Here is a 23,567-nt window from a genome sequence, read left to right as displayed (position 1 = left end):
TCACACCAACCTTAGCTCTAAGTCCATGGTATGCACTCCGCCTTCTTTCTTATGAGTACATTCATCGACTAGGAAGAATTTATTTATGTTCATTACGTTGATATATAAATTAACGTAGCATCCTGCACGCATCCGGTAATCTCCAAGGGCCTCTATACTAAGCGTCCGCTTCTCTCGATTCTTCATAAACAGTTGCTGAGTTAGTTGCTCAGTAATTTGAGCCTGATTCAGATTCTCATCTACCGACTCGTAGAGTTGTAGCAATCCCCACTTAGCAATGCTGGCGCTATCCTTGGTAACGTAAGTTTCCCGCTTACCAGTCTCCTTGTTGTCTCTGTACAATACAATTTGATTGTATGTCTCATCGTCAATGTTGCGGCTGTAAGAATAATCCGTCATGAGTGAATCATCACCCACCACAAAAGGAAAGCGCATATTAGAAGCATTACGTATCGTCAAGCTCCCAAAATCGTCAAAGAATACAAAGTTGGTCCCGTAGTTAATCAGGGTCTCATCTAACGCCATGCAGATCATATCGATAAACGTTTTATCGTCGCGGATCTGGGAAGGAATAATGTACTTTGTATCTTCCAGCGTTCCGGTCTTGAGCTGCATGTCTTGAGCGATCTTTTGAACTACCTGAGTTGCTGTCTGTTTCGTAAATACATAAGTTCCGCTATTCATCAGATACCGGATCTGATCATAAGCAAGGATGCTTATTTCTTCCGTCTTACCAGTTTCAATACTGAAAATATATCCATAGAAAACCTTATGTCCCTCATCTGTGTACCTAACCACATCGCCATTATTCAGTTGGAATTTTTTATCTTGCCATGGGCCATGGTCTACAAGGGTGAATTCTAAGGATGCCGCCTTACCTATACGGATCGTCTTCCAAGATATATCAGTAACGATGCTGGAAACATCCCAGACGGCGCCATTTTTATTATCGATCAATAATTCCATGTATCATCACCCCGGTAGCTTCAGAACAGAGCCGATTTTGAGTGTCTTCAGCTGCGCGTCTGTTAAGCCGTTTAACTTCTGAATCTCTTTCCACCGGCTACCGTCACCGAGTTCTCTTTTAGCTATCTTCATCAAAGTGTCCCCGGATTTGATGGTAACCGTTTTAGACTTGGTACGTTCATCTGCGCGTTTCGCTGGCTCTTTCTTAGTGGTGGTGGTTGTTGTACCAGCTGGTGTTGTATTTGTCTTCAACGTCACCTTTTTAGCAGCGTAAAATACATACTCCTTCAGGCTGATTTCATATTCAAAATCGCCCGGGCTCCCGGCAACCTCTTTATAATTAAATTCTTCGATACTGGCAGCAATATTTATTTTGAGACCCGTTGACGTAAAAATAAACCGGATCGGCTTGCGCTTGTTCATCCAGGTTTCAATTAATTGGATGTAGTCCGCGGGTTGCCCCCAGTTTTTTGATGATACATAGCTTGGTACAGTACCACCGACTGCTATCGCCGGAAAAAAACTACTAAAGCTAATCTCTTTCAGCTTAGCGGCCTTGATTACATTAATTTCACCAAGATCCGTTATATCATAAGTCTCTCCGTCACCTTCCCCGCCGATCTCTATTTCTTCCGGAAGGACGGGGATTTCAAACCATATTGCGCGGTTGTTAAAACTCAGTTCGATGCTGTAGTCATTAGCCACGCTATCGCCTCCTTTAGCTATAGAGACCCTTTGCAGTACTAGCTATATCTTCGTTAAGTTTAGTTTCAATCTTCTTAACAATGGAATCGACATTAGCCTCATTGGTTACTGGTCCTGTCTTGACCTGAATAGTCGGTGTCAATGTCACAAAGTTTTGAATGTTCTTCATTTCCGCGACATCGCGCATAATCTTCAGGTCTTCTTTAGAGATATCAATCGGCTTCTCTACTTTGCCGACCTTATCGACTTTTTTTAACTTATCAGTTTTTGGAGCTGCAGCAGCTGCGGCACCACCAGCAGCAGAAAACCCCATTCCAGCAACCTTATCATCTTTTCCTGATTTTGCATTTTTAGCGTTCTCAGCAGCTGCTTCAGATTCACGTTTCGTTGCACGTTCATCTAACATTTTTTGGACTTTAGCCTCACGTTCTTTAGCCTTTGTTGCTGCACTATTCTCCATTGCAGCTAAGTTTGCTGCCCTCTGTTGCTTCGCAGCTTCTTCTTCAGCGGCTTTTCCAGCAGCTAATTCTATGTGGCTAATGGTCTCAAGTTCAACAAAGGGTAGTTTATTCAATGTATTAATCAAATCATTAATTCGATCAATAGCGCCATTTGCCAAATCCTCCATAAAAGTTAAGGACTTGGTTTTAGCCCATCCGAATGCATCCGCTATTGCGTACCCTATACTTGTGAAGAAAATTGGTACCTGATTGAAGAAATTCATTATTCCATTCCAAACCCTAAGAAATCCGGCTGCAAACGCATCATTTGTATTCCATAGTTTTATTAGCCACATAATCAAACCTGCCAGAATAGTAGCAACTAAAATAAATATATTGGCTTTCATAGCTGCGTTTAAACCTCGCCATGCGAGAGCCAAACCACCTGTAGCAGCTGTTTGAAGAAATACTGCCGCTGTCATTATTCCTGTTCCAATTGAAGCAAATATAGAGGCAGATCCAACAGCCATAGATGCGAGTTTCCACGCCGTTAATGCCGCTGCAATCCCCCAAACAATTGGCTCAATAGTTGTCCAATTCGTAGTAATATAGCTATACACCTGTGCAGCAGCATCTCCTAACGAAACAACAATATCGACAGTTGTGGTGATGCCTTCGCTTAAACCACTCAAAAATTGTTCTCCGTCACTCGTACTTAACCATGCAGTTAGATCCTGTAGCATCTTAGTAATCCTACTAAGAGGACCTTCTGCCCCGTTGATTGTTCCAATCCACTCAGCTACTTTATTCTTCATAATTGTCATTGCCGAACCAAAAGTCATAGGCATTTGACTAAACATCTTATCGATTTTTCCGCTTTGCTTTTCAAAAGCTTTAACAATCATCGCAGATGTTAGTTTACCATCAGCTCCCATTGCTTTAAGTTCCCCGCGTGCTACACCTAGCCCCTCCGCTAATAGGCTCATCACCGCTGGAGCATTTTCACTAAGGGACCTCAATTCATCCCCTTGTAAAACCCCACTCCCGAGCGCTTGCCCCATTTGCAATATAGAGGCAGTCGTTTCTTGGGCTCCTGCACCTGAGATTACCAAAGCTTTGTTGAAGCTCTTCGTGAATTTAATAATATCGTCATCTGTTTTAAAAATACCCTGAGTACTCATAGCGAGTTTAGTGACCATATCCGCTGTAGCTTGGTAGTTTGCCCGAGTATCATTCGCCGCGTCCATTACCTGACGTTGTAACTCTAGCTGTGTTCGAAGGCCATCATTAACCATTGCTAATCTAGCGTTAGTCAACGCCACATCATCTGATGTTTCCAAAAGTTTTTTAGCTGCAGCAATAGATAGATAAGCTGCGACTACATTTTTGAGGCTACTTAACCAATTAGATGTGTTTTTCGTTGCATTATTAATTTGTCCGTTCACCCTAGACTGTAGGTCGGCAATTTGCCGTTCTAACCTAGCGATACGTTCTAGAGCTCTTTGCAATTCACCTGCGTCTGCACTGCGTGTTCTTAATTGTCGCGTTGATCTAATGAGTTGAGACACCAAGCGTTGGAGATTTGTAAACATAGCCTCCAAAGACCGAGGTAGCTCAATTCGAATCTGCGCAACGACACTACTTAATTCAGATTCAATCTGTCTTTTTATAATTGCAATTTGCGAGGAAATATCAGCGGTATTGATTTTTATTTTAATTAACGATTCTTCACCGCCTAACCGCTGCCTGATTACTGCTAATTGCTGTAATATTTCTGTAGTATTAATGTTTATTCGTATCAGGCTACCTGTTCCTAGAGCTGAAATCTGCTGTTTAATCATATCTAAATTACTGATCACATCAAAAGCGCTGATTCTTAATACCATTGGATTCTGCATTTGAGATTGCAATCGTGCCATTAACTGAATAGTCGCTGCTAAAGAAGCGTTAACCTGATTCAAGCGCTGACTAAAGACATCATTTAATGCAAGACTCGCTGCAATGCTTGGCAATTTGGCTTCCTCCTTTCTACACAATATAAAAAAAGCACTCCAGCGTGGAGTGCTTCGTTAACTACAATTGAACTGATTGCTTTGGATTGTTCGTTATTATTGGTCTAAGTTTATGTGTTATTTTTTGTGCCGATGCTGCTGTATGACCTCCATCAAACATGAGCGCGGCCATCTCGCCGTTAGAATTCGTATAGTTAATTATAAGATAGTGCGTGTTAGTTCTTTTTTCTTTGTTCGTCGCTCTTGATCCGACAATTAAACCGATTGGGCCAAACAACAACCCTCCAGCGATTCCTTTAGTTGCACTACTATGGACTATATTTGCAATTTCCGTATCCGTTTTTACTTCTACAGCCCTTATCTGAGAGTTGTTAATGTTAAAGTCAGTGCCACCCCCATCTATCACCAGTTTATCTTGTGTTACAGATAGGTTGCACAATGTTCCCTCACCTAATGGCAATCCTTCAACATGATCCAATGCACTTGTTACTAAAAACTCGTTTTTATCATCGTTTGAGTCTAAATGGTTATGTGGTTTAACTCTAAGGAAATAACCTAAAGCAAAGAAAATTAAAGTAAATATTACGCCAATTGTCCCTCCATTTACATCAGGCTTAACAAACAAAAATATAGTGAATGTCAAGAAGAATATAGAGACTATGAAACAAAGCACCGCTAAAACATTGCGTAAGCCTTTCATATAAATTCCACTCCCAGAGGTAATATTTACTAACAATATACCAAACAGGCAATGAACGGTCTATTACTTTTTACGTCCTTTAGAACTGGCCTTAGACGCTTGTTTCTTTTCCTTATCCACCCGAAGAGAGATCATAGCATATATAGCGGCACGTTCCCTCTGTCCCATCGCCATAAGGTCATGCGGTAAAATGTGAAGCTCATGGAGGGCGTAGTAAGCTAAGTTAGCCTCACCGTCACCCTCCTCTATTAGTTTTTTACTTCTTCTATCTGCTCATTGATATCTTGATCAAAACCGTTTAGTGTCTGTACCCGTTCGCTGAGGGCTGAGAATTCGCCAGGAAGCAACATTTTGCGTAACAGAACTTCTGAACCAAGTACTCCATAGGATTTTTGAATTTCTGCGTTTTTGAGATCTGGATAAGATACAGAAGCCACCACCATTTTTGCCATGTATTCATTAGCATCCATTTCAGATGTAAATTGTCCGTATTTACCTTTGGTTCGCTTCGTGGCAGCCTTACGAAGTTCTTTATTTTCTTCTTCCGTGATACTTCGTAGCTTCCAAGGAATCGCCTTTCCATCTTTATCTTTAAATCTAGGAGAGACCACGAAATCCTCTGTAGTCTCCACCGCTGCGTTTTGTGCGTAGAATGCTGAAAAATCGCTCATATTATTAATTCCTCCTGAATTTTATTTTAATTGGCTGGTGGGTTAAATGCCTGACCCATATCAATATCCTCAAAGGTAAAATCGATATCCTCTTCTAGTGCATCAGATTCTGTATCCAGTGATACCATAACTACACTATCAAGGTTCACACCTAGTAGAGTAATTGTTTGAGACCCAATGGTAGATCCCGGATCTTCATTAGTTACCGTAATATCAAAGTTGGTATCTCTACCCGTTTTGATATAATCGATCATTAACTGGCGGAAACGACTTGTTACATAATAAATCGTCATGCTGCCGGTACCCGACCATCCAGTAGTTTTATGCTGAGTACCACGGCGGCCTAATGTTTTAACTTCAGCCTTTTCCTTCTCTACGGAAGCTTCTAGCGTTTTGATATAAAACATTTCCTCAACCTGGCCGTTAATTGTGGCGTAAGCCCGCCCCTCTTGTCCGCTAATCGTGTCATTCGCCTTTAAAAACGACATTTATCTCACCTGCACTTTCATATATACTTTTTCGATACTATCTACTGGTTGAATATTGGCTTCCACGTAGATGGCATCTGAGTCAATACCAGGAAGTACCGTGATATCCGTCTGGGCATCAAAGTTTTCAATGGCATCAATACTCTGTAGGTTATCCAGATAGATCACAGCCTCTTTACGAAACAGAGCTCGACCATCAACATTATTTGATACCTTACCGATGTAAAATGATTCAAAGATACGCTTCAGATCATTCGCAATACCATCCAACACACGGAGCACACGGTTTTTTTGAAGTTGTTTTCCCTTCTTTGGAGTGTAAGAGAGGAAAGTGTTAATATCCTGTTCTATCACAGCCCGATTAACGGAAGGGGTGAAGACAAATTCTCCGGCTTTCAGAGCTGCTTCAATTTGTGTACTTGTATACCTTGGTGCCACATCTACAGCATCGTCGTATGCCGAATAAGTAAGAGACTCATTCATCTCAGCTGCTGCCGAAGCACCTGCTACCCAAGCAGTAGCCTGGGCTGCTGTAAGGATGGTCCCGTCTGAAAGTACCACGCCATTCTTGACGCTGATTACACCTTCGAAATCGGCTACAGGGTAGTTCTCAAGTGCTGCCTGTACCTTTTTACCTTCTGACTCTCTCAAGCGCCGTACAAAGGCAGCATATACCGCTTTGAGCGCATTGTCCGTGGATGTCAGTGCCACTGTCTGGAAATCGTACAGCTCTAGTGCAGCAAGATATGCAGTATGATCCGCATTAGTCACAGTGCCGTTTGCTCCACCAATCAAAGGAGCTCCAGCATTTGCAGTTAGTGTGCCGGTCCCGCTCCATATAATCCAGTCATTCGGGATGAGCCCCGCAATATTAGCGACTACCTGCGTGTCCACTACTGCATTATCCAGCAACGTTTTTACATCAAACTTGCTACTATCGTCGATGTTGGTTTGTACGACAACCTTCAGGCTATTACCTCTCGTACCACCGTATCTGGCTGTAGCCATCAGAGTGCCTACTGATACAGTCGCTTTAACTCCTTCGTTAAGCTTGTAAAGCAACACTGTACGTGCTCGTTTCAGTGCCTCACGCACTAGCAATAGTTCCGGGGCTGTAATGTCATAGCCAAGCGTTTTGAATGTATCCTCACCAGCTATAATCGGTGTGATGACCTTAGCCGCTCCCCATGGGAGAGTTAGCGCTAAAGAGGTTATTCCCCTGCTGCCAACCGTGCCCAATGCCCCGCCAGACGTTTCCACGTTAACATATACACCGGGTCTTACTTTATTTTGAGTTGTCCATGTTCCACCGGCCATAATCTACTCAGCCTCCTTGTTCTTAAAATCTTCGATGACCTGCTGTGCCTCAGACGCCGTATACAACTTCTCCGGCTCCAGCAGCGCCGACAGGACATCTTTATCCTGGTATGAGTATTTGGTAGAGTTCAAGAACTGCTCCTTTGTATACGAAGCTTCAGGAGCTTCAACACCTGACTTTTCATTTTTAACACTCACTTAATACCGCCTCCTTGCTTCATAGTCTGCATTTTAATATCCGGTGCTTTATCCCGGATCAGGTGAACATTGTACTCAACGAAGAAATGCAATACTCCATCCACTATTTCATGCCTCATACCTGTTCCCCGGTAGAGCCCATCATGCCCAGTTACATATTCCAACTCGGTATACAATTGTTCAGATATCAGCTCGCATTCTTCTCGGGGAGCTGCTGATTCCTGTTGCGGGAAGTAATGAATGTCAAAGGGATTGAAGCGCTGATAACGCCGGTTAACCCCTCGGACCTGACTGCTTTCCAATAACAGCACAAAAAAGCACGGCTGCTTCATGCCCTGCTCCACTGCTTCGTCATAAACCGGATACTCCGGAGTAAATAACGATAGCTTTTTTATGAGTGCGTTTTTTATATCCTGCATACTCACCGCCCCATATGCTTCTCCATATATTTTTTCAGCTTCCGCTCCATGATCCCTGGTAACTCTCTCTTAAGTTCCTGCTCAGACAGTGTCAGCATGAATTTACCGTTAACCCAACCTGTCCGTAGTCTGGTAACATGGCCGTACTCTACATAGAGGGCATATTCTACATTATTGACGATCTCGACGTGTACACCGCCTCCTGGGAGCCGAACCACATCACCAATTTGCCAGCCTCGCCGTAAGTCTCCCGTTTTGACCGGGGTACGTGCTACGGTTTTAGCTAGCAACCTCCCGGCAAGTTCGCGAATACATTCCTCCATAAACTGAGGAAACTCATTTTTCATCCGTTGTAGGTTTTTCTGAAGCTTCTTAACGTCCTTGAAGTCAAACTTTCCCATGCTCATGCGTTCAGGACCTCTTTTAGCTTAATCTCCTGATGAGTAGCATACCTGAATGCCTTACCCGTCTGTTCTCCTTTGAACTCCATGCCGTTCTGCTGAACCGTGATTCGGCTCCCTGGCTTGATAGTTATATCAGGGGAGATAAATAACTTGGCATCATAATTGATCTGATCGGCTGTCACTGTTTGCGTGGCAGCAGGTAAGGAAGACTGAGAGAGAGCACACGGCTCATTAGCCAAGATAATGATAGGCTGCTGTCGTGTTTTACCGCTTAATGGATCTTTTACATCCTTCATTTCCGAAACAGTACATAGGCCTTCATAGGTGCTCTCAATAGCTAACCGCTCTGCTGGTATATTACCGAAACTGACCATGTTACCACCTCAATCTTCGGAAAGCCTGTAATTGAGCTGCGTAGTTCCGAACGAATGCTGCTCCGTTGCCTGCTACAACTGTAGCCTTAGCTGATCCGAAAGCCGTAGTCACATCACCGCGCTTGATGCTAGTGACAGCCGGGACCGTCTGCTCAAACTCCGTTGGATGCTTGGTCCGATAATAGTCCTCTGCGATCTGCAGCACGACATTATCCAAAGCAGCCGGAATAGATGAGATGTTACAATAGGTTTTGATCTCCTGAATGATAGTCTCCAAAACAAACTGCAGCCGGCCATCCTTGGAAGTATCTTCGATGGGGATGGAAAGCAATCTCTTCAACTTATCGAGATACTTAAGATACTCCTCCATTAGGGTCACCCGCTTTCAGGATTGCCGCGAGCACTTCCTCCTTCTTGGATGCATCACCCAAATCGATGGCATGCTCAAAAGCGTAAGCCTTAAGCTCATCCACTTTCATCTTTTCTAGCGGTTTATCTACCTCATCGATTTCTGGTACATCTTCCCGTCGGATTACTCCATCCTTAATCAGGGATTCTACTTCACTAGGGAGGATCAAAATCCTATCACTCGCCTTATAGAATTTCCGATTGTATTTCGCTCCAGTTATCAGAGCTATCTCGATTCTCTTTTCCTCAGACACTCTCATCATCCTTTCAAAATAAATAGGAGAGGCGTTAGCCCCTCCTTAAACCACTTTCGCAATAAAAATATTGTCGATAGTTTCAAATGATGGCAGCGTGATTGCAGAAACGATTGTTTCCACACTTACTGGGTGTGGCTGCTTAATTGTTGTGATGGCCACACCTGTATTCACGATAGATACTTCTGCACTTGTTGCCCCGCTCATAAGATCAGCTTCTTCTGGAGTAGTACCATACCACGTTTTACCCAAAGCTCCGTCTGGAATCAGTGTGAAATAATCGTCTGGATAGAATTGGTGTGAGCTGCCATCTTGTAGAGCATATTTCTTGTTGTAAACCGCAACCGTCAATCCCAGTTTGGACTCCAGGTATTGACGCATCAGTGCATCAGTCATGATGATGTTTAGCCCGCCAAGAGGATTCATATCCAAACGCACCTTTTCGTTAGCTAGAATGTTATTCCACGTCTTACGAGTAACGATGGCCTTTGTTGGACGCACACCTTGCTCATCTTCAATCGTGTCCTGCCATTCTTTGATGTCTCCCACGATATTAGCTGTTGGATCATCCCATTTATCTGATCCTGTAAGAGTGGTCTTATGCCCAGCCTTCATGTTGTAGTCATAATCATAGTCAATCCGATTGGCCGTGATTCTGATTTTACCCGATGACAACAATTGCATTCGCATGCGCTCAGCATTAACCTCTGCACCGCTAACCAAACTAGCTCTATCATCGTAAATTTGAGTAATCAAAGATTTTACATATTCGCCGTTGTTCGAGTCCAAAAGTCTTAGCAATTCTTGACGATCTTTTTCTTTTAACAGCATAGCCTCACGGAAAAACGGCATCTCTGTTTCTACCTTTCCGAATCCGATTCGATCTCTCAGAGTTGCTTTAACATCGAATTCCGATGGCATCAAGGCTACAGGCAGTCCTCCTGCTCCTTTGATCCAACCAATATCTAAACCGAGCTTTTTTGCTGATGGAAACAACGTTGCTCCCAGATATGGAATAGCGTTTGATGGGTTAGCCGCAATATAAGCCGCAATCTCTGGAGCTCTTACTAAATCTTGAATGTTAGGCATAATTTATTTTCACCTATCCTTTCTTAGTCGATAAATGTGATCTGCTTCAATGCTGTCAGTTCTTCAGCAGTAGGAGCAGTCGGGATTTTATTTTTATTAATGAACGCATGAATGAGCATCGCCCCTGGTGCTGGACCACTTGTTACATCTGTATCATTCAACAGAACACCTTCAGCATTGGATACTCCAGTAGTGGTTGTAGCCTTGACCGCCAGTTTAGTATCATCAGCAATCACACCGCCACCTAGAATAGTTCCAGCTGGCACAATCTTTTTACCATCAGCGTTAGCAGTAACACCTGCATCGCTCACCGTGACGGCAATTGCTACATAGTGATCTGGGAATTTAAGAATTTCTTTCTTATTCCCATAGGTAGTTTCTTTAAATTTACTCATTTTGTTTATCCTCCGTTCTTATTTAAAGTAGCTTTCTCGGGCTGTATCCAACCCTTCAATGCCTTTAGTAGATTCCGCCAATTGTTTACCGAAGCTACCGACCTTGTCATCGCCTTGTTCACCCTTAGATTGATCCTTGCCGTCCAATAGAGAGGTTCCTTTAAACTTGAACCCTCCACCACCGCCTTTATCCTCGGTTTTAAACAAGTAGGCATCCGATGTTTGTAAACCCTTAAGCTGCTCGTCTAAGCCGACCACTTTACCGTCATCACCGATGACCAGCCTTTCCTTGTCTATTAGCCCAGTAACATGCTTCTCGTTATGCACCTTACCAGTTAGCGCAGCAGTAATAGCATTGTCCAACTTAATCTGTTGCAGGTCGGCGTCATATTTTTCCTTTGCTGTCTTGTTATCAGTTTTGAGCTGGTCAATCTGCTTCTTTAGGTCATCTGACAGTCCGGCAGCTTTACTCAGATCCTCGATTTGCTTGTCCCGATCAGCGACATCCTTCTCTGCCTGCTGCTTAGCCGTAGAAACTTCGTTATACTGACTCTTCGGAACGAAGTGCTTCGGTATCTCTTTGCCAGCATCTGCAATAGCTCCGTCAATCTTGGAATCTTCAACGCCCAACTTCTTCAACAACTCTTTCAACCAATCCATCTATCATCTACCTCCATAGATTTGTATAGCTGCTCTCCAGCTTAGGGAGTGAACCGATATGCTCCGGTTCATGAGCAAATAGGCCGCGGTAGTCTCAACCACGGCCTAACTTTTTCTTATCCCGTTTCCAAATGTCCGAAAATCTCATGTAACATCCTAAAGGCGTCTTCATGATTCCGACTTTATTAAACCAATGATATAGCCCTACTCGCTTGGAACGAAAGAATACGTAAATCAGCTTGAAGGGATATGCCCACCATCTGCATAAGCGTATGGATTGAGTCCAGTGGTCTATTTCCCAAACAACCCATCCAACAACTGGGGGTTTCCTTCTGTAGTCACTGAAACTGACCTTCATGGTACCCTCCTGTTCAGCAATATAAAAAGCACCCTCGCATATTGGAGAGTGCTTTACTTTAACAATTCATTAAGTTCTTGTCGCAATGCTTCAATTTCCCGGGCTGTCCTGTCAAAATCCTCAGAAGTCCCGCGATCATGGTTAACTTGATCCTCGGAAACTTCATAGCTTTCGATTAACTGCTCACAAAATTCCCTGATTTTTTCTTTATCCACCGACACACCTCACAATCCATATTTCTGTTTGATCATTACCCACTTCATACCTTCTTCACGATTTAACCGCCGTTCATCCGCCGCATTAGCGTCTAGAACACCTACTGGCTGTTTCGAGAGCTCATCGCGCTTCTGAAGGTACTCATATCTAACGGCGCTGATCTCGTCTACCAAAGCGTCAAATCGTTCGCCTAGCTTATCGCGTTGCGGGGCAAACTGTTCAGCAATAGCCGCTCTATTCTCTTCTTTAGTTCGCAAGATCATCACTCCTTTGTATATTGTAGCGATTCAAGTAGCATTACTAGCTGTTCCATGGTTAGATGCTTTTCGTCATAACCTGTGAGTGCCTGCTCAATAGTTAGTAATGCAAGATACGAATCTTCTGCTTTATCAAGTAAACGGTTTATCTCATCTGTACTCAGGTTTATTGGGGCTGACTTCTTGAGAATGTACGTACTGCTGGAATCAACAGCTCGTAATTCCTTAATACCCTTTTGTATGAATGCTAGGACATCGTCACGGCTAAATGATCCACCTGCTTCACCGTCTATCGTAGGGTGATTATGGGTAACAATGCTCTTTTTAAGTACATCAGGTGGTGTAATCTTGTTGATATCAACGGATGCTTTATCACCCTTAACATGGATAACCTCACCTTCTTTAGTAAGAGCTATTGCATGTTCTTCCGGTGCATTCCTGATGGCTTGCTCCGCATCCTTTACATAGTTGCGGACGATATCAGGTTTAGATAGATCGATATTACCTAGTTTACGCGGAATGTCTGGCTGCAGCTTCGGTAGATCCATCTTACTGAGATTAATCAGCGGTGGTGCAGTCTTTCCGGTTTCATCATACCATTTCTCTGGTTCCAGGGTATATATGCTTTTCTCAGGAATTGGAATATCCTTTGTTGGCCCACCTGGAACCTCAATAGTAGGTAATGGAGTCTCCGGCGCTTGCTTAGTTGGGGTTTCAACAGTAACTGTCTCAGTAGCTTCGGGAGCGTACTTTTCAGCCCAGTCATTGTAGTTGATATCCTCTGGAACCTTATACGTTTTGCCATCTTCATCCCTAGCAACCCGCTCTTTGATGTTGTCCTCATAGTGCGGTATGGTGGTTGATCGGCAATAAGCATGCATAGGTGGATAATTGACATTAACCTGAGCATCTTCGATATCAAATACTTTCCCGTCTAGGTCTCGGCAAGTAATGGATGTCCGGCTGTCCAGTGTAGCAGTGTAGCGGTATTGCTCTACTCCAAGTTCTTTGTAGCCGGCTATACGAGACTGACCAGCGAAGTATGCTGATTCCGTCAGTATTAACCGCTCTGCATTCTTCCGTGACACATCGAAGCGTTTCATAAGCTGCTCTATCATTTGCTTAGAGGTATCACCACTAATAAGCCCCTGACTAAAGATGTTACGAAGCGTTCCAGTCAGCCTGACGCGATCAGTCCATATACGTTGGGAAAAGCTGCTGCCATCTGGTGCCCAAGGTGCTGATAGGATAGCTTCCAACTGCCTTTTATCGATCTTTGCAAATGAAGCTCCTATACCGATACCCTTTTCAAGTTCAAAAATACTTCGATAGTAACCATCCTTGTAGACGTTACCTAATAGCTCTGTTGTGCCTGATAGACGCTTAACAGATAATTCCTCGACATGTTGTTTCATCTGCAATTGAATGGATTCTAAGCGGGTAACACGTACTCTAATGCTGGCATTCTCTAGTTCCTTCATCCACCGCTGATCTATGGCGTTCTCTTTACCACGAGCAATGTAATCCTCAACGGTCCACTTGAATTCTTTCAGCTCTCCAGCTTTAAGAACTTGCTTAGCAGCGGATAAGCTTACAATCCCATTATTATCTGCAAACCGTTGATAGAAATTGTTAACATCTGTCTGGATGGATATCTGAGCCTTCCGATATTCCTTATTCATTGCCTTTGTGAATGGTACACCCTTATTTAAAAGTGATTCATTCAGTTGCTCCATTCGCTTAGACCAGTAAGCTGCTGACTTCATTCGTTATCAGCTCCCGCCTCTTCTGATGGATTAGAAATAACGAATCCACAAACGGGCGGCTTATCTTCGGATATCCCTCCAGCTGTAACCTCTATCAATCTCCTTAGGCTATCAATAGTACTTAGCGGCACAGCAGAGCCAGAAACGATATCGGTGGTTGCTCGATCACTCAAGGCACAGATTAGATCGTTAATTTTCGCTTGTGTCTGTTTTGTTATCATCAGCTCCACCTCCTGAGGAAGTGTCATTATTAGGGAGCTCGTATTCATCAATTTTTGCAAGACTTGCGGCCTCTTCAGCTTCCAGACGTTTCAATTCTTCCTTTACATCAGTAACCCACGGATGATTTGCTACTTGTGTCTCTTTGGATACGATTCCCTCACTGTTCTTAGCATCAGTGATAACCTGTGATTCATTAATGACGATGTCCCGATTAAATAGGAAGTTGACTGTTTCTTCAGAAAAATCGTCGCCTGTGGTGTTCTCGATATGTTTATCAACGAACCAAAGAAGCTGTTCAAGTGCTGCTTGGAATTCATTTTCTATGTCATTAGCATCCATGTCCAAATCAGCATATAAGAATTTTAACGCTTCCCCGCTCGGTGCTGTAGCAAATGAATCTGCTTGAGTATCTACCCCACGGCCAAATTCATAGATATCGTTTCGAGTCATATCCATATGAGTCTTGTACGCTTCCGTGTCGATCTCTAAGTTAAGAGTGTCTACTCCACTGTTATCATCTGCTGACACCTTAACAGCCCGTAGTATGGACAGGTTACGACGGAACTCACCTAAATCAGAGCCCTCATATCCACGGATTACATAAACACTGTTCGGCAAATCCTCCAAGTTATTGCTATTGTCAGATTTTTTTTGATCATACTCATCAATCTGGCTCTTGAGCAATGATATTAGCGGTAGCTCATCCTCGTTGTATTTAAAGCATATGAAGGGGATTCGCTCCCAGTTCAATGCCTTCTCATCTGTCTCTTCCTTTTCATCAATTACAGAGAAGTGGCCGCTATTCCCTCCCGATTCCACATCAGAGATGAGACCGCTTATAGATGGCGTGGGCAAATGGCTACTGGAGCCAACCACATAACGGTTAACACCCTTAGAATGCCAATACTCAACTTTCTGGATAGTGGTCTTTTTAGTTCCTTGATAGGCTTCGACCTCATACACCCGGATGAGCGCTTGCAGATCAGTGTGAGCAGCGTCCCTCCATAGGGGAATGATCTCTTCTGACGGCAGCATTTTAAACCGGAAATTGCCCTTTTCATCATAGTAAATGTGAAGCCAAGCGCGGCCCTTCTTAATGGACTCCTTTAGCAGGCTCTTGAGCATCCGTTTGAATCCTTTATCAAAGAATCCGCTCAGCAATTCATCGTAGACTTTGTTTTCTGTTTGAATGCTCATTTCCTTACTCAGCAGATACCCCGCTTTTTGGTCAACAAGTTTCCTCAAGAATCCATGAACGATTTTATTATTAGCCAGGTTTTTAGCTTCAATTTGTGCCCCACCATCACCGATCGTCATACGCTTTCGGTCCAGTATGTCGCTCTTATTTCGGTAATACTTCTCCCCGGCAAGCATGTCCTTGCGATCTTGGGAGTTGTACCAATCATCGATTTCCTGTTTGATGATCTGTTCAATCGTCATAGCATTTGCTGCTCCGTCTTCAATGATTTTGAAAACTTCCTGTGTGGTACTCAAATAGGTTTCCTCCTCTCCTATTAATCAAATGAGAATGCATCTGGTTTGCGGATTTGTTCCATAGCATAACGCAACGCATCCATAGCATGGTTAAAGTCATCTACTGGCTTTTTCGTGAACTTCCCAGCTTTATTCTGTTCCCATACATAGCTTGATAATTCTATGCTGACATTCGGGCATTTGAATTTATGAACTATAATTTCATATTGCTGAATGGTCTGAATACCAACCTTAATGCTATCCCCGCCCTTTTCAGCAGCTCTAATCCTACCGATCCCGAAGCCGCGGATTTCAGCAATGGACTTCGGCTCTGAGGAATCCGCAATGATACGCTCCTTAGAGTAGCCCTTTTCTTTCAGCATATCGGCAATATCATCATTCAGCATGCCGTGCTCATAGTGTTCATCGAAGATATACAGCTTCTTCTCCTCTTTGTTGACCAGAGCGCATACAAGAGCGGTAGGGTCATTCGTATAACCAAAGTCGAGTCCAAACACTGCCCTGTAACCCTTTTGCTTGGCAATAGTTCGGTAATCAAACTCTTCTTCCCGCCAGTCTTCATATATAGCACCCTCAGCGATACCCCAATCTCCGTCACCCTCTACCCTATGACGCTTTGGTTTATGCTTCTTCATCCATTCAAATAGCTTGCGGTCCTCGTCTCCCAGGAACTCATTACAGCGGTATGTTGTAGTATCCACGAATGTATCTGGGTTCTCGGTATCAAAGAAGCGATGTTTCAACCAATGCTTTTCATTCCATGGGTTAAAAGTAATCGTTAGCTGCTTATAATATCCTTCAGGCAGCAGACCACGAATAGACATATCCACCTTATCGAAATCATCTTCGTTAAGGATCTGATAGGCTTCTTCAAACCATGCCCAACACAAATATCCGGTGTCCACAGTAATAGAGGTGATTGACATCGGATCATCTAGGCCTCGGAACAATATTTTTTGTCCTGTTGGCTTATATATAGCTTCCAGCGGAGATTTCTTGAAATGCCACTTGTTACCTACACCCAACCTATTAGCCGCCCATTTGAGTTGCGCCCACGTCGAGTCTTTATGTGAGTTGAATGTCTTACGAAGCACCAAGGTATTAGCAAGTGGGTACTCCATCATCTTTGCGATGATCGATAGAGCAGCTGTTACACTCTTTTTGGAGCCCCGTCCTCCCTTTACAACCCGATAGCGTCCTTTAAAATGCCAGAACTTTGCGTATCCCTTACCAACGGTCTCCTGTAAGCTGATAACCTTACTCATGGAGATCATCCTTTATGAATACGACCTCAGATTCGACTTCTTTACTGATGGCTGCAACCTCAAGCTGCATCTTCTGGACTCGGAGTTTAGTCTCTTCATCCATGTAGCCTAGATATTTCTCCAGTTCTTTCAGGGCCTTCAATTTATCGTAGAACTTAATACTGACTCCATCGCGCCCCTGCTTAACCTCGCTTATTAGCGTTCCGTCAACTTCATAACTGTTTTTAAAATGTACGAAATCAACGGTACGGGTCAACTGGACACCTTCTTGATCTAGCACCGGACCATATTCATTCAGCACGGGTTCCTCAGTCTGTCCAAATTCAACATAATCTGAGGTATCAGCAAAGGCGATCTTAAGATATTCCGCAATTACACGCTGAACACTTAAACCAAGTTCAGAGGTAACAGCCTCTTTATGCTCTGCAATTTTGGCCTGTACCTTAGGTTTTCTAAGGTTCTCCCATCCAATTACATAAGCAGTCTTCTTACTGTAGCCTGCTGCCATTGCTGCACGAGTTGCATTGAAGTCTCTGAGGTATTCAAGAATGAATATTTCTTCCTTCTCCGTGAGTTTTGCTGAGTCGCTTTTATCCGGGTCACCCCTAGCCGCTATCTTTTGGCTCTTGTTAACCTTTGGATTCTTTTGTTGTACAACACTCTTCTTTGGCTGTTGTACAACGTTATTTGATAATTGTTGTACAACACTCCATTTATCACGCTGCTTCCATACGGCTACCTTCTTCTCATCAACGTCTAGTTTCTCCGCTATCTGCCTGTTTGTTATTTCCCCACCGTGTTTACGCCATATCTCTAGTGCGCGGTCACGGTTTGGATCGCGTGCTCTTGGCATTACATTATCACCACCCCCGTATTTAAGGCATGAAAAAAGCACCCTAAGGTGCTAAATTTTTTTTATCAATTGCTCTACCTCATTAGCAACACCAAACGCCATAGTTTTGATAGGGCCTGAATTAAGTTCATAATGTGAAAAAGTAAAGTCATCTGTGTCATTATCAAACCAAAAATCACTATAGTGTTTATCGAACACTTTAATTATTTTTGGTAATGCATCGATCTGCGTTTCATTGAAGAATTGAGCAAATTCATAAGGCGATGGAAGTGTAATTAATTTCGCTTTCTTTATCGCCAATTTATTAGGCGCTCCTGAAGCAATCCCAGACAATACATTATGGATGTAAATGGCATCATTTCTATACCTTTCTTGATACACCTTACTCATAATTTCTCTTTCTTTTTCCTGCATAACGTTTTGTCTCTCGTTAAATTTGAGGCTCTCCTCAGCAGCTAAAGCACTCCTATCCGCCGCTTTTGCAGCTTTAACAGAAGCGATCAAGAGAAAAAAACTAAAAACGATCGATCCTGAAGCCGCTACTGCATCCCAATTTATTTCTACTGTCATTCAATCCCCTCCTAACCAAATATTTCGACTACCGGGGAATATTTTCCTGCTATTATTTACCCATGTACCTTACTTCGCCGTCACCTCTGCAGCTTTTTGGGTTTAGATTATGGGCAGGTATTAATTTAGGATAATCGCTGCCACAGCAGCAAATGCCAAACAATAAAAAGCTTCATTCCAATCCTTCTTACCACGCGCTGTATTTGATTTGAAGAGTAAATATCCCATGCCTATACTTCCGATGATTCTAAATGCAACCAGTACATATTCCATGAGTCACCCCCGTTTCTATACTCCCTGCTGGAATCGAACCAGCGGCCGCCGAGATATAAGCTCGGAACTCTTACCCCTAATTTAAGGGAGTAAATAAAAAAGCCGCCTACCGGCGACTAGGATTCTTTAGATATTCTCTTATTGATGTGTAAGACAATTAGGTTAGAATCGATGTCTCTAAAATTAATTTTAGCGGAGTTATTAGACACCTCTTCTACACCTTCCTCGGTGATTTCACCCTTCTTACCATACTCAGGAAGTATAAGGTGGTTTCCATCAAGTTTATAATCAACAACATGACGAACTCCCGCTTTGACTACTTCACCATCATCCGTCCAAATCGTTATATCAATTAACCCTTTACCATCGAATAACTTTTTGACCTGATCTACTTTACTCATACAATCGCCTCCTGTCATCTAATTCAACAAAAGGTGACATATTCCTTTATTTGGTCGAGCTCAATTAACCGTGAGCTCATCGGCTGGCGTGGGGTTTTACACGTCATTCATTATAAGAGTCCAACCGTTAATAGGTTCCTCCTATATATAGTGGGCGTTTACTAGACAAAAAACAGGGAATTCTCTACGGTATCGCTAATCTTACGCTGCGCTCGTTGAATATATTCGCTAACGCTGCCGTAGGTAATGCCGAGCATCTTGGCTATTTCAGAATGTGGGATGCACTGCCCATGTGCTAGGGTATAACATTCTCGTTCCCGTTCGCTTAATTGATTTAGTGCGAATTCTAGTTGAAACCGTTGTTCGTCCGAAAGATTGGCGGGGCTTCCCGCTTTTGAGTCACTAGCGAAAGCCTGCATTCGTATTGGATCAAGTAGTATTTCTCGCTCATAACCAGCTCTACGTTCAATTCCTCTCTTATTTCCCGGTCTTCTTCCAGTGCTTAACCACTCTATAGCAAATTCACAATCTGACACCATTCCGGAGATTACCTTTTTATCATCAGCGTCAGCCTTCCTGTATGCTCGCTCCGCGCCTTTGAGGGAGAGTTGATAGTTTAGGGCAGTTGCTGGACCTAAGTCCGTTACCTTCACTACAGGAGCCTTGCTATTGGCGATGTTCATCCTCATTCCCCTTTGTGGTATAATTTGGTCGAGGATAAAAGCTGCTATTGCCCTGACGCTTCAGGGCTTTTTTCTGTATAAATACCTTCTACCAACATAGAAAACATCTTCATATTTGTACTGATAGGATATGTGTTATACGGATCTTTGAATCTAACCCAGCTCGGACCCCACGCCAGTACATTTACAGGCTCTCCAGGGCTTGCAGTAAAAATATATTGTCTATGCCCGTCCGACAATGCTTTTTGAATGTCCTTGTATCTCATTGTCTGTACCCTCCCTCGGAAGGTTGATATGGGCATAGTGAGTGACCTCATGTAGTTCAATAAAGTTATGATCGTCTCTCCATACCTTTGTTTGGTTATTATAGTCTGCTGTCCATATGCAATCCCCGTCCTCTAAGACGATATAATGGCCGGATTCTTTCGGCGGATTTTCCGGGTCATACTTTATCCAATTGATCATAGTGTCTTGTTCCTCTCTTTATGGGGAGCAGATTATGTTAACCTTATCCGGCCCCCGTTATCACTGGGATTATTCGGTCTGACTCGATGACCTGCAGCCTATGATTTAGGTCTGATCTTCATACTGTTCTTCTTCACCATACCCCATACCCAATCAATGCAATGCTCGGCTGCTTCATTTCGTGTAATGGAATCCACACCAGAATCCGCGATCATCTCCATAATTTCGCCCAACTTCTTGGCTTGTTCTTTACCGATTTCTACTGTTTGCCTCATATCCTCTTCTCCCCCTTATACCTCTAGATTCTCGAATTCATTGCCTATGATATTGAATCTACATTTTCCATCCTCTTCAACGTACTGCCATAGAGGGAATGAAGCATTTTTTATGAGTACGGACTTCGTTTTAATAACCTTCACCTTAAATTGAGCCTTTTCGCTGTCCCAAGAAATTAAGTAAGTCGCATGTTCTCCTTCGGCTATATCACCATTGCATATTTCCTGACCGTCTTTGTCCTTTAATCCGGTATACTCCATTAGTTCGAAATCCGACATCCTCAGTACGTGGTATCCCTTTCCGTCCATTTCCATGTATACGCCCAATACTTTAGTATCGAAGTTGATCATTACCAGATTTTCCGGCTGAATCATGACTCCTAATGGTTTGTACCACGCGCGATATTTTGGGACTCTGCTCAATCTGATCGTCTCCTTTGATTGGGGTCTCAGCCCCCTAAATTACCAATTAATCCAGTACACCGGATCTGCATGCACTACGCCGATCAACAATTCATGTATTGCAAAACCTATAACCAACATTGCACAGAGAGTTTTAAACGTTTCCCACGTATTTTTCATGTGTCTCAGCCCCCTTATAAGTTCATCCAGCCCTGCGGCCTCCGCTGTCGCTAAGTAATGCGGTCGAATCGGAGGCCTGACGACCGTTATAAGTTCAGTACTGCCAATAGTGCTACCTTACAAATTGCATCAGGAGTTGTTTTACACATAACCTCTTCAAATGCAAGTCCACTGGCTGTCGATGGGTATACAATAGAGTAGCCGGATTGGTGTACATATAAGTTTAAGTTGAATCCAAGGTTCCTCATCTTCTCTACAACTATCCATGCTGCGGATATGTCTTCGGAATACCTAGATATGTCAATCCAAGTTACAGAACCATCCGTGTTTTTGAACATACTGTTTCCTACACGCGCCCATTGGAACCCCGATAAATCAACGTTGAAAATGTGTTCTTCGATAAGGGCATCCAGCTTACGTCCCGGCTCCATAGCCAGTATCTCTTCCCTTGTGAGTGTCATTGGTTAGCTCCTTCCTCAACCTTATAAGCATGAAACCCTTTAAACTCATCTGCGTGCTGCCATTGTCTGTACCATTCCCGTGCATGTTTAGCAAAGACTGCGTTATGCTCATCTTGATTGTTGACCGCCCATGTTATTTCGTGGTAACTATACTTGGGATGTTGGGTTTTCAGATCGTCGATCTTATAACTACCGCTAAGCTTCCGTTCTCCGACTTTCCAAATCTTAATTTTATCGTTTTTAAGAATGACGGAAGCATGCACCTCATGTGGGTAAACATCTAACCAGTGTGGCATCTATTCTCCCTCCTTGGGTGCTGGGGCTGTTGGAATCACGATTGGTGTCCAGTGCGTATAACAATCAGACCAATCGGAATCCAGTGGATTGCCGCAATATGGCGGTTCCTGAATCGGAAACATCCACCACAGCATATCTCCCATTTCTTCATGCCATTCGTCTAATGGTCTTGCGGCAAATTGTTGTTTGATCTCTGGTGTGGGTGCTGGGGTATCTGGGTAAAGGGTGGATAAAATATCGTTACATTCCTCGTGAATTCCTCCGTAGTAGAAGTCATGAGCGCTGTTTTCTTCTCGAAGCTTTTCCACAAATGCTTTCAGTTGTTGTTCTCTTGCCTCTGCTGCGTCTGCACGGCCTCTATGCTTTTCTAAAGCTGTACACGCTGCTTCATACGCTTCTGGTGTTGGATACTTCCTGAACGCTTCCTTTCGCCATTTCTCAGCTTCTTGTAGCCAGTGGGAAGCAATGTGCAATTCATTCGGGACACTACCTAGTACTTCCCATCGTTCCTCTTCGCGTATGATCAGCGCCATATCCTTTTGCCAGTCCCTTTGTGTCATTGGTCTTCCTCCCCGATCTTGATCAAATCACCTTTAAACATTTCTGACTCTTTTCTGCACTCTGGATTAGGGCAAATGTGAAATGAATTGTTTTCCCTTTGTTGAATCTCGCAAATTTCATCTGAGTATGTTCCGTACTTTTTCATTGTCTCGGCATTCCAAAGTTTTGAGTAAGATTTAATCCTGCAGTGTGGACATGTATATTTCAGTTTCACGTTACATCCTCCTTGTGGGAGAGGAGGGCTATTAACCCTCTCTGTCCCTGTATCTTCGTACTGTGCTTTATACAATCAAAGTTCCAGCGTTCCCCACGATAGTCCAGACACCATCTGGATAAACATCCAGCCAATCCCCTAGACCAATGATCTTATTTTCAACCGCCAGACCTCTTACACCCGCCTTATTCTTCGCTTGGACAACTAGCGCCATTTCTCCAGTCTCTTCGTCCTTCAACACATCATGCTCCTGTATAAGCTTTCCTGTTGTGTCGTGTCTTGGTTCAACTATTCTAGCCATTACCTATCACCATTCCTTTATAGTTTGTTTTACTCTGCCTTTGGGAGAGGAGGGATACTCCTACTCCCTTAATGATCTGGTTCGGCCCCCGGCTAAAGCCTGGGGTTATGCTGTCGGACGATGGCCTTCGTCCGTTTCTTCGTACTGTGCCGCTTTTGAAATATATACCTCGCCTTCTCCAGCACAAGTATCGCAATCTCCATAATCGGTATAACCTCTACCATTACAGTCAGGACAAGTCTTATTCATTGTTTTTCTCCTTCACATCTACTTTTCCGGTCTCGTCGTACACATCAAACAGCTCATTGGTGGCCCTGAGCGTGGACTCTCTCAGCTCAAGGATGCGCTTAAGCGTCTTGCAGGTGTACACCTTCATACCTTGGTAGCGCCCATCAATCCCTTTAAATCCTCCTCGATAGAAGCGAGAGAATTCGTGGGCCTTGTATACTGCCCGATCGTCGCTCATGAATTTCCGCTCTGGGATGATGTTACCGTTAGTTAGAGGAATGGGCGGAATCGTCTTTTCCTCTGGCTCCTTGCGTAAATAGTACAT

General features: G+C 43.5%; 36 protein-coding genes and 1 tRNA gene. All 37 read right to left on the bottom strand.

What is annotated here, in order from left to right:
• The gene (locus NST58_RS06700; RefSeq protein ID WP_339246905.1) at positions 1-966 is read right to left on the bottom strand and encodes a hypothetical protein; all 966 of its coding nucleotides are present in this window, start codon (positions 964-966) and stop codon (positions 1-3) included.
• 6 nt (positions 967-972) lie between these two features.
• Positions 973-1,671: a LysM peptidoglycan-binding domain-containing protein gene (locus tag NST58_RS06695; protein ID WP_339246903.1), complete on the bottom strand. Its 699-nt coding sequence runs from the start codon at positions 1,669-1,671 to the stop codon at positions 973-975.
• Between the two features lie 13 nt (positions 1,672-1,684).
• Complete coding sequence (locus NST58_RS06690) at positions 1,685-4,123, bottom strand: tape measure protein (protein WP_339246901.1); 2,439 nt, start codon at positions 4,121-4,123, stop codon at positions 1,685-1,687.
• A 61-nt stretch (positions 4,124-4,184) separates the two neighbouring features.
• Entirely contained in the window at positions 4,185-4,823 is a 639-nt protein-coding gene (locus NST58_RS06685) for a hypothetical protein (RefSeq protein WP_339246898.1), read from the bottom strand.
• A 248-nt stretch (positions 4,824-5,071) separates the two neighbouring features.
• Positions 5,072-5,494, bottom strand: coding sequence for a phage portal protein (locus NST58_RS06680; RefSeq protein ID WP_036684221.1), 423 nt, complete (start codon positions 5,492-5,494; stop codon positions 5,072-5,074).
• Between the two features lie 26 nt (positions 5,495-5,520).
• The gene (locus tag NST58_RS06675; RefSeq protein ID WP_076208586.1) at positions 5,521-5,982 is read right to left on the bottom strand and encodes a phage tail tube protein; all 462 of its coding nucleotides are present in this window, start codon (positions 5,980-5,982) and stop codon (positions 5,521-5,523) included.
• On the bottom strand, positions 5,983-7,299 hold the full coding sequence (locus NST58_RS06670; protein ID WP_339246896.1) for a phage tail sheath family protein: 1,317 nt from the start codon (positions 7,297-7,299) through the stop codon (positions 5,983-5,985). It abuts the gene before it with no gap.
• A gap of 3 nt (positions 7,300-7,302) precedes the next feature.
• A complete protein-coding gene (locus NST58_RS06665; protein WP_076303922.1) occupies positions 7,303-7,497 on the bottom strand; it encodes a hypothetical protein in 195 nt (64 codons plus the stop codon).
• Positions 7,494-7,916: a DUF6838 family protein gene (locus NST58_RS06660; RefSeq protein ID WP_339246893.1), complete on the bottom strand. Its 423-nt coding sequence runs from the start codon at positions 7,914-7,916 to the stop codon at positions 7,494-7,496. The genes NST58_RS06665 and NST58_RS06660 overlap by 4 nt, the downstream gene beginning before the upstream one ends.
• A 2-nt stretch (positions 7,917-7,918) precedes the next feature.
• Positions 7,919-8,323, bottom strand: coding sequence for an HK97 gp10 family phage protein (locus tag NST58_RS06655; protein ID WP_339246891.1), 405 nt, complete (start codon positions 8,321-8,323; stop codon positions 7,919-7,921).
• Positions 8,320-8,694, bottom strand: a complete 375-nt coding sequence (locus NST58_RS06650; RefSeq protein WP_339246888.1) for an ABC transporter ATP-binding protein — start codon at positions 8,692-8,694, stop codon at positions 8,320-8,322. Before NST58_RS06650 ends, NST58_RS06655 begins: the two co-directional genes overlap by 4 nt.
• Position 8,695: 1 nt before the next feature.
• Positions 8,696-9,064 (bottom strand): phage head-tail connector protein, encoded by a 369-nt coding sequence (locus NST58_RS06645; protein ID WP_339189800.1) that lies wholly within the window; start codon positions 9,062-9,064, stop codon positions 8,696-8,698.
• Entirely contained in the window at positions 9,048-9,356 is a 309-nt protein-coding gene (locus tag NST58_RS06640) for a hypothetical protein (protein WP_339246885.1), read from the bottom strand. Before NST58_RS06640 ends, NST58_RS06645 begins: the two co-directional genes overlap by 17 nt.
• A gap of 45 nt (positions 9,357-9,401) precedes the next feature.
• Positions 9,402-10,445 (bottom strand): major capsid protein, encoded by a 1,044-nt coding sequence (locus tag NST58_RS06635; protein ID WP_076208592.1) that lies wholly within the window; start codon positions 10,443-10,445, stop codon positions 9,402-9,404.
• Between the two features lie 23 nt (positions 10,446-10,468).
• The gene (locus tag NST58_RS06630; RefSeq protein WP_339246882.1) at positions 10,469-10,840 is read right to left on the bottom strand and encodes a hypothetical protein; all 372 of its coding nucleotides are present in this window, start codon (positions 10,838-10,840) and stop codon (positions 10,469-10,471) included.
• Between the two features lie 18 nt (positions 10,841-10,858).
• Positions 10,859-11,500: a phage scaffolding protein gene (locus NST58_RS06625; protein ID WP_339246879.1), complete on the bottom strand. Its 642-nt coding sequence runs from the start codon at positions 11,498-11,500 to the stop codon at positions 10,859-10,861.
• A gap of 411 nt (positions 11,501-11,911) precedes the next feature.
• Positions 11,912-12,073 (bottom strand): hypothetical protein, encoded by a 162-nt coding sequence (locus NST58_RS06620; RefSeq protein WP_339246876.1) that lies wholly within the window; start codon positions 12,071-12,073, stop codon positions 11,912-11,914.
• 9 nt (positions 12,074-12,082) lie between these two features.
• Complete coding sequence (locus NST58_RS06615) at positions 12,083-12,331, bottom strand: hypothetical protein (RefSeq protein ID WP_339246873.1); 249 nt, start codon at positions 12,329-12,331, stop codon at positions 12,083-12,085.
• A 5-nt stretch (positions 12,332-12,336) separates the two neighbouring features.
• Positions 12,337-14,097, bottom strand: coding sequence for a minor capsid protein (locus tag NST58_RS06610; RefSeq protein WP_339246872.1), 1,761 nt, complete (start codon positions 14,095-14,097; stop codon positions 12,337-12,339).
• Positions 14,094-14,318, bottom strand: a complete 225-nt coding sequence (locus tag NST58_RS06605; protein ID WP_339246870.1) for a hypothetical protein — start codon at positions 14,316-14,318, stop codon at positions 14,094-14,096. Before NST58_RS06605 ends, NST58_RS06610 begins: the two co-directional genes overlap by 4 nt.
• On the bottom strand, positions 14,287-15,813 hold the full coding sequence (locus tag NST58_RS06600) for a phage portal protein (RefSeq protein ID WP_339246867.1): 1,527 nt from the start codon (positions 15,811-15,813) through the stop codon (positions 14,287-14,289). The genes NST58_RS06605 and NST58_RS06600 overlap by 32 nt, the downstream gene beginning before the upstream one ends.
• A gap of 20 nt (positions 15,814-15,833) precedes the next feature.
• A complete protein-coding gene (locus NST58_RS06595) occupies positions 15,834-17,078 on the bottom strand; it encodes a PBSX family phage terminase large subunit (protein ID WP_339246865.1) in 1,245 nt (414 codons plus the stop codon).
• Positions 17,071-17,931, bottom strand: a complete 861-nt coding sequence (locus tag NST58_RS06590) for a terminase small subunit (protein WP_339246862.1) — start codon at positions 17,929-17,931, stop codon at positions 17,071-17,073. Before NST58_RS06590 ends, NST58_RS06595 begins: the two co-directional genes overlap by 8 nt.
• 51 nt (positions 17,932-17,982) lie before the next feature.
• Complete coding sequence (locus NST58_RS06585) at positions 17,983-18,501, bottom strand: hypothetical protein (RefSeq protein ID WP_339246860.1); 519 nt, start codon at positions 18,499-18,501, stop codon at positions 17,983-17,985.
• 120 nt (positions 18,502-18,621) lie between these two features.
• On the bottom strand, positions 18,622-18,774 hold the full coding sequence (locus NST58_RS06580; RefSeq protein WP_339246857.1) for a hypothetical protein: 153 nt from the start codon (positions 18,772-18,774) through the stop codon (positions 18,622-18,624).
• 18 nt (positions 18,775-18,792) lie between these two features.
• Positions 18,793-18,865 (bottom strand) — tRNA-Ile (locus NST58_RS06575).
• A gap of 25 nt (positions 18,866-18,890) precedes the next feature.
• On the bottom strand, positions 18,891-19,175 hold the full coding sequence (locus tag NST58_RS06570) for a hypothetical protein (RefSeq protein ID WP_076208597.1): 285 nt from the start codon (positions 19,173-19,175) through the stop codon (positions 18,891-18,893).
• Positions 19,176-19,336: 161 nt separating this feature from the next.
• Positions 19,337-19,858, bottom strand: coding sequence for a sigma factor-like helix-turn-helix DNA-binding protein (locus NST58_RS06565; RefSeq protein ID WP_305953685.1), 522 nt, complete (start codon positions 19,856-19,858; stop codon positions 19,337-19,339).
• A gap of 44 nt (positions 19,859-19,902) precedes the next feature.
• The gene (locus NST58_RS06560) at positions 19,903-20,124 is read right to left on the bottom strand and encodes a hypothetical protein (protein WP_339246851.1); all 222 of its coding nucleotides are present in this window, start codon (positions 20,122-20,124) and stop codon (positions 19,903-19,905) included.
• 297 nt (positions 20,125-20,421) lie between these two features.
• Positions 20,422-20,598, bottom strand: a complete 177-nt coding sequence (locus tag NST58_RS06555; RefSeq protein WP_339246847.1) for a hypothetical protein — start codon at positions 20,596-20,598, stop codon at positions 20,422-20,424.
• Between the two features lie 15 nt (positions 20,599-20,613).
• Complete coding sequence (locus NST58_RS06550) at positions 20,614-21,021, bottom strand: YopX family protein (RefSeq protein WP_143767721.1); 408 nt, start codon at positions 21,019-21,021, stop codon at positions 20,614-20,616.
• A 245-nt stretch (positions 21,022-21,266) separates the two neighbouring features.
• Entirely contained in the window at positions 21,267-21,641 is a 375-nt protein-coding gene (locus NST58_RS06545; RefSeq protein ID WP_339246845.1) for a hypothetical protein, read from the bottom strand.
• Positions 21,638-21,937, bottom strand: a complete 300-nt coding sequence (locus NST58_RS06540) for a hypothetical protein (protein ID WP_339246841.1) — start codon at positions 21,935-21,937, stop codon at positions 21,638-21,640. The genes NST58_RS06545 and NST58_RS06540 overlap by 4 nt, the downstream gene beginning before the upstream one ends.
• The gene (locus NST58_RS06535) at positions 21,938-22,498 is read right to left on the bottom strand and encodes a hypothetical protein (protein ID WP_339246838.1); all 561 of its coding nucleotides are present in this window, start codon (positions 22,496-22,498) and stop codon (positions 21,938-21,940) included.
• Positions 22,499-22,780: 282 nt separating this feature from the next.
• On the bottom strand, positions 22,781-23,014 hold the full coding sequence (locus tag NST58_RS06530) for a hypothetical protein (RefSeq protein ID WP_076306095.1): 234 nt from the start codon (positions 23,012-23,014) through the stop codon (positions 22,781-22,783).
• Positions 23,015-23,119: 105 nt separating this feature from the next.
• Entirely contained in the window at positions 23,120-23,263 is a 144-nt protein-coding gene (locus NST58_RS06525) for a hypothetical protein (protein ID WP_178944294.1), read from the bottom strand.
• Positions 23,256-23,567, bottom strand: a complete 312-nt coding sequence (locus NST58_RS06520; RefSeq protein ID WP_339246835.1) for a hypothetical protein — start codon at positions 23,565-23,567, stop codon at positions 23,256-23,258. The genes NST58_RS06525 and NST58_RS06520 overlap by 8 nt, the downstream gene beginning before the upstream one ends.

The sequence above is a fragment of the Paenibacillus sp. FSL R10-2796 genome, from assembly GCF_037965315.1.
GTDB lineage: Bacteria > Bacillota > Bacilli > Paenibacillales > Paenibacillaceae > Paenibacillus_AQ > Paenibacillus_AQ odorifer.
This window is presented reverse-complemented; position numbering and strand designations above follow the sequence as displayed.

What these genes read in the sequence shown, in the direction of transcription:
- NST58_RS06545 (WP_339246845.1), bottom strand. Translation starts at nt 21,641, where the DNA reads ATGACACTCACAAGGGAAGAGATACTGGCTATGGAGCCGGGACGTAAG.
- NST58_RS06580 (WP_339246857.1), bottom strand. Translation starts at nt 18,774, where the DNA reads ATGGAATATGTACTGGTTGCATTTAGAATCATCGGAAGTATAGGCATG.
- NST58_RS06635 (WP_076208592.1), bottom strand. Translation starts at nt 10,445, where the DNA reads ATGCCTAACATTCAAGATTTAGTAAGAGCTCCAGAGATTGCGGCTTAT.
- NST58_RS06655 (WP_339246891.1), bottom strand. Translation starts at nt 8,323, where the DNA reads ATGAGCATGGGAAAGTTTGACTTCAAGGACGTTAAGAAGCTTCAGAAA.
- NST58_RS06680 (WP_036684221.1), bottom strand. Translation starts at nt 5,494, where the DNA reads ATGAGCGATTTTTCAGCATTCTACGCACAAAACGCAGCGGTGGAGACT.
- NST58_RS06525 (WP_178944294.1), bottom strand. Translation starts at nt 23,263, where the DNA reads ATGAATAAGACTTGTCCTGACTGTAATGGTAGAGGTTATACCGATTAT.
- NST58_RS06595 (WP_339246865.1), bottom strand. Translation starts at nt 17,078, where the DNA reads ATGAGTAAGGTTATCAGCTTACAGGAGACCGTTGGTAAGGGATACGCA.
- NST58_RS06650 (WP_339246888.1), bottom strand. Translation starts at nt 8,694, where the DNA reads ATGGTCAGTTTCGGTAATATACCAGCAGAGCGGTTAGCTATTGAGAGC.
- NST58_RS06590 (WP_339246862.1), bottom strand. Translation starts at nt 17,931, where the DNA reads ATGCCAAGAGCACGCGATCCAAACCGTGACCGCGCACTAGAGATATGG.
- NST58_RS06610 (WP_339246872.1), bottom strand. Translation starts at nt 14,097, where the DNA reads ATGAAGTCAGCAGCTTACTGGTCTAAGCGAATGGAGCAACTGAATGAA.
- NST58_RS06675 (WP_076208586.1), bottom strand. Translation starts at nt 5,982, where the DNA reads ATGTCGTTTTTAAAGGCGAATGACACGATTAGCGGACAAGAGGGGCGG.
- NST58_RS06555 (WP_339246847.1), bottom strand. Translation starts at nt 20,598, where the DNA reads ATGAGGCAAACAGTAGAAATCGGTAAAGAACAAGCCAAGAAGTTGGGC.
- NST58_RS06530 (WP_076306095.1), bottom strand. Translation starts at nt 23,014, where the DNA reads ATGGCTAGAATAGTTGAACCAAGACACGACACAACAGGAAAGCTTATA.
- NST58_RS06670 (WP_339246896.1), bottom strand. Translation starts at nt 7,299, where the DNA reads ATGGCCGGTGGAACATGGACAACTCAAAATAAAGTAAGACCCGGTGTA.
- NST58_RS06660 (WP_339246893.1), bottom strand. Translation starts at nt 7,916, where the DNA reads ATGCAGGATATAAAAAACGCACTCATAAAAAAGCTATCGTTATTTACT.
- NST58_RS06570 (WP_076208597.1), bottom strand. Translation starts at nt 19,175, where the DNA reads ATGAGTAAAGTAGATCAGGTCAAAAAGTTATTCGATGGTAAAGGGTTA.
- NST58_RS06560 (WP_339246851.1), bottom strand. Translation starts at nt 20,124, where the DNA reads ATGAGATACAAGGACATTCAAAAAGCATTGTCGGACGGGCATAGACAA.
- NST58_RS06565 (WP_305953685.1), bottom strand. Translation starts at nt 19,858, where the DNA reads ATGAACATCGCCAATAGCAAGGCTCCTGTAGTGAAGGTAACGGACTTA.
- NST58_RS06645 (WP_339189800.1), bottom strand. Translation starts at nt 9,064, where the DNA reads ATGGAGGAGTATCTTAAGTATCTCGATAAGTTGAAGAGATTGCTTTCC.
- NST58_RS06700 (WP_339246905.1), bottom strand. Translation starts at nt 966, where the DNA reads ATGGAATTATTGATCGATAATAAAAATGGCGCCGTCTGGGATGTTTCC.
- NST58_RS06585 (WP_339246860.1), bottom strand. Translation starts at nt 18,501, where the DNA reads ATGACAGTAGAAATAAATTGGGATGCAGTAGCGGCTTCAGGATCGATC.
- NST58_RS06535 (WP_339246838.1), bottom strand. Translation starts at nt 22,498, where the DNA reads ATGACACAAAGGGACTGGCAAAAGGATATGGCGCTGATCATACGCGAA.
- NST58_RS06605 (WP_339246870.1), bottom strand. Translation starts at nt 14,318, where the DNA reads ATGATAACAAAACAGACACAAGCGAAAATTAACGATCTAATCTGTGCC.
- NST58_RS06630 (WP_339246882.1), bottom strand. Translation starts at nt 10,840, where the DNA reads ATGAGTAAATTTAAAGAAACTACCTATGGGAATAAGAAAGAAATTCTT.
- NST58_RS06540 (WP_339246841.1), bottom strand. Translation starts at nt 21,937, where the DNA reads ATGCCACACTGGTTAGATGTTTACCCACATGAGGTGCATGCTTCCGTC.
- NST58_RS06625 (WP_339246879.1), bottom strand. Translation starts at nt 11,500, where the DNA reads ATGGATTGGTTGAAAGAGTTGTTGAAGAAGTTGGGCGTTGAAGATTCC.
- NST58_RS06520 (WP_339246835.1), bottom strand. Translation starts at nt 23,567, where the DNA reads ATGTACTATTTACGCAAGGAGCCAGAGGAAAAGACGATTCCGCCCATT.
- NST58_RS06685 (WP_339246898.1), bottom strand. Translation starts at nt 4,823, where the DNA reads ATGAAAGGCTTACGCAATGTTTTAGCGGTGCTTTGTTTCATAGTCTCT.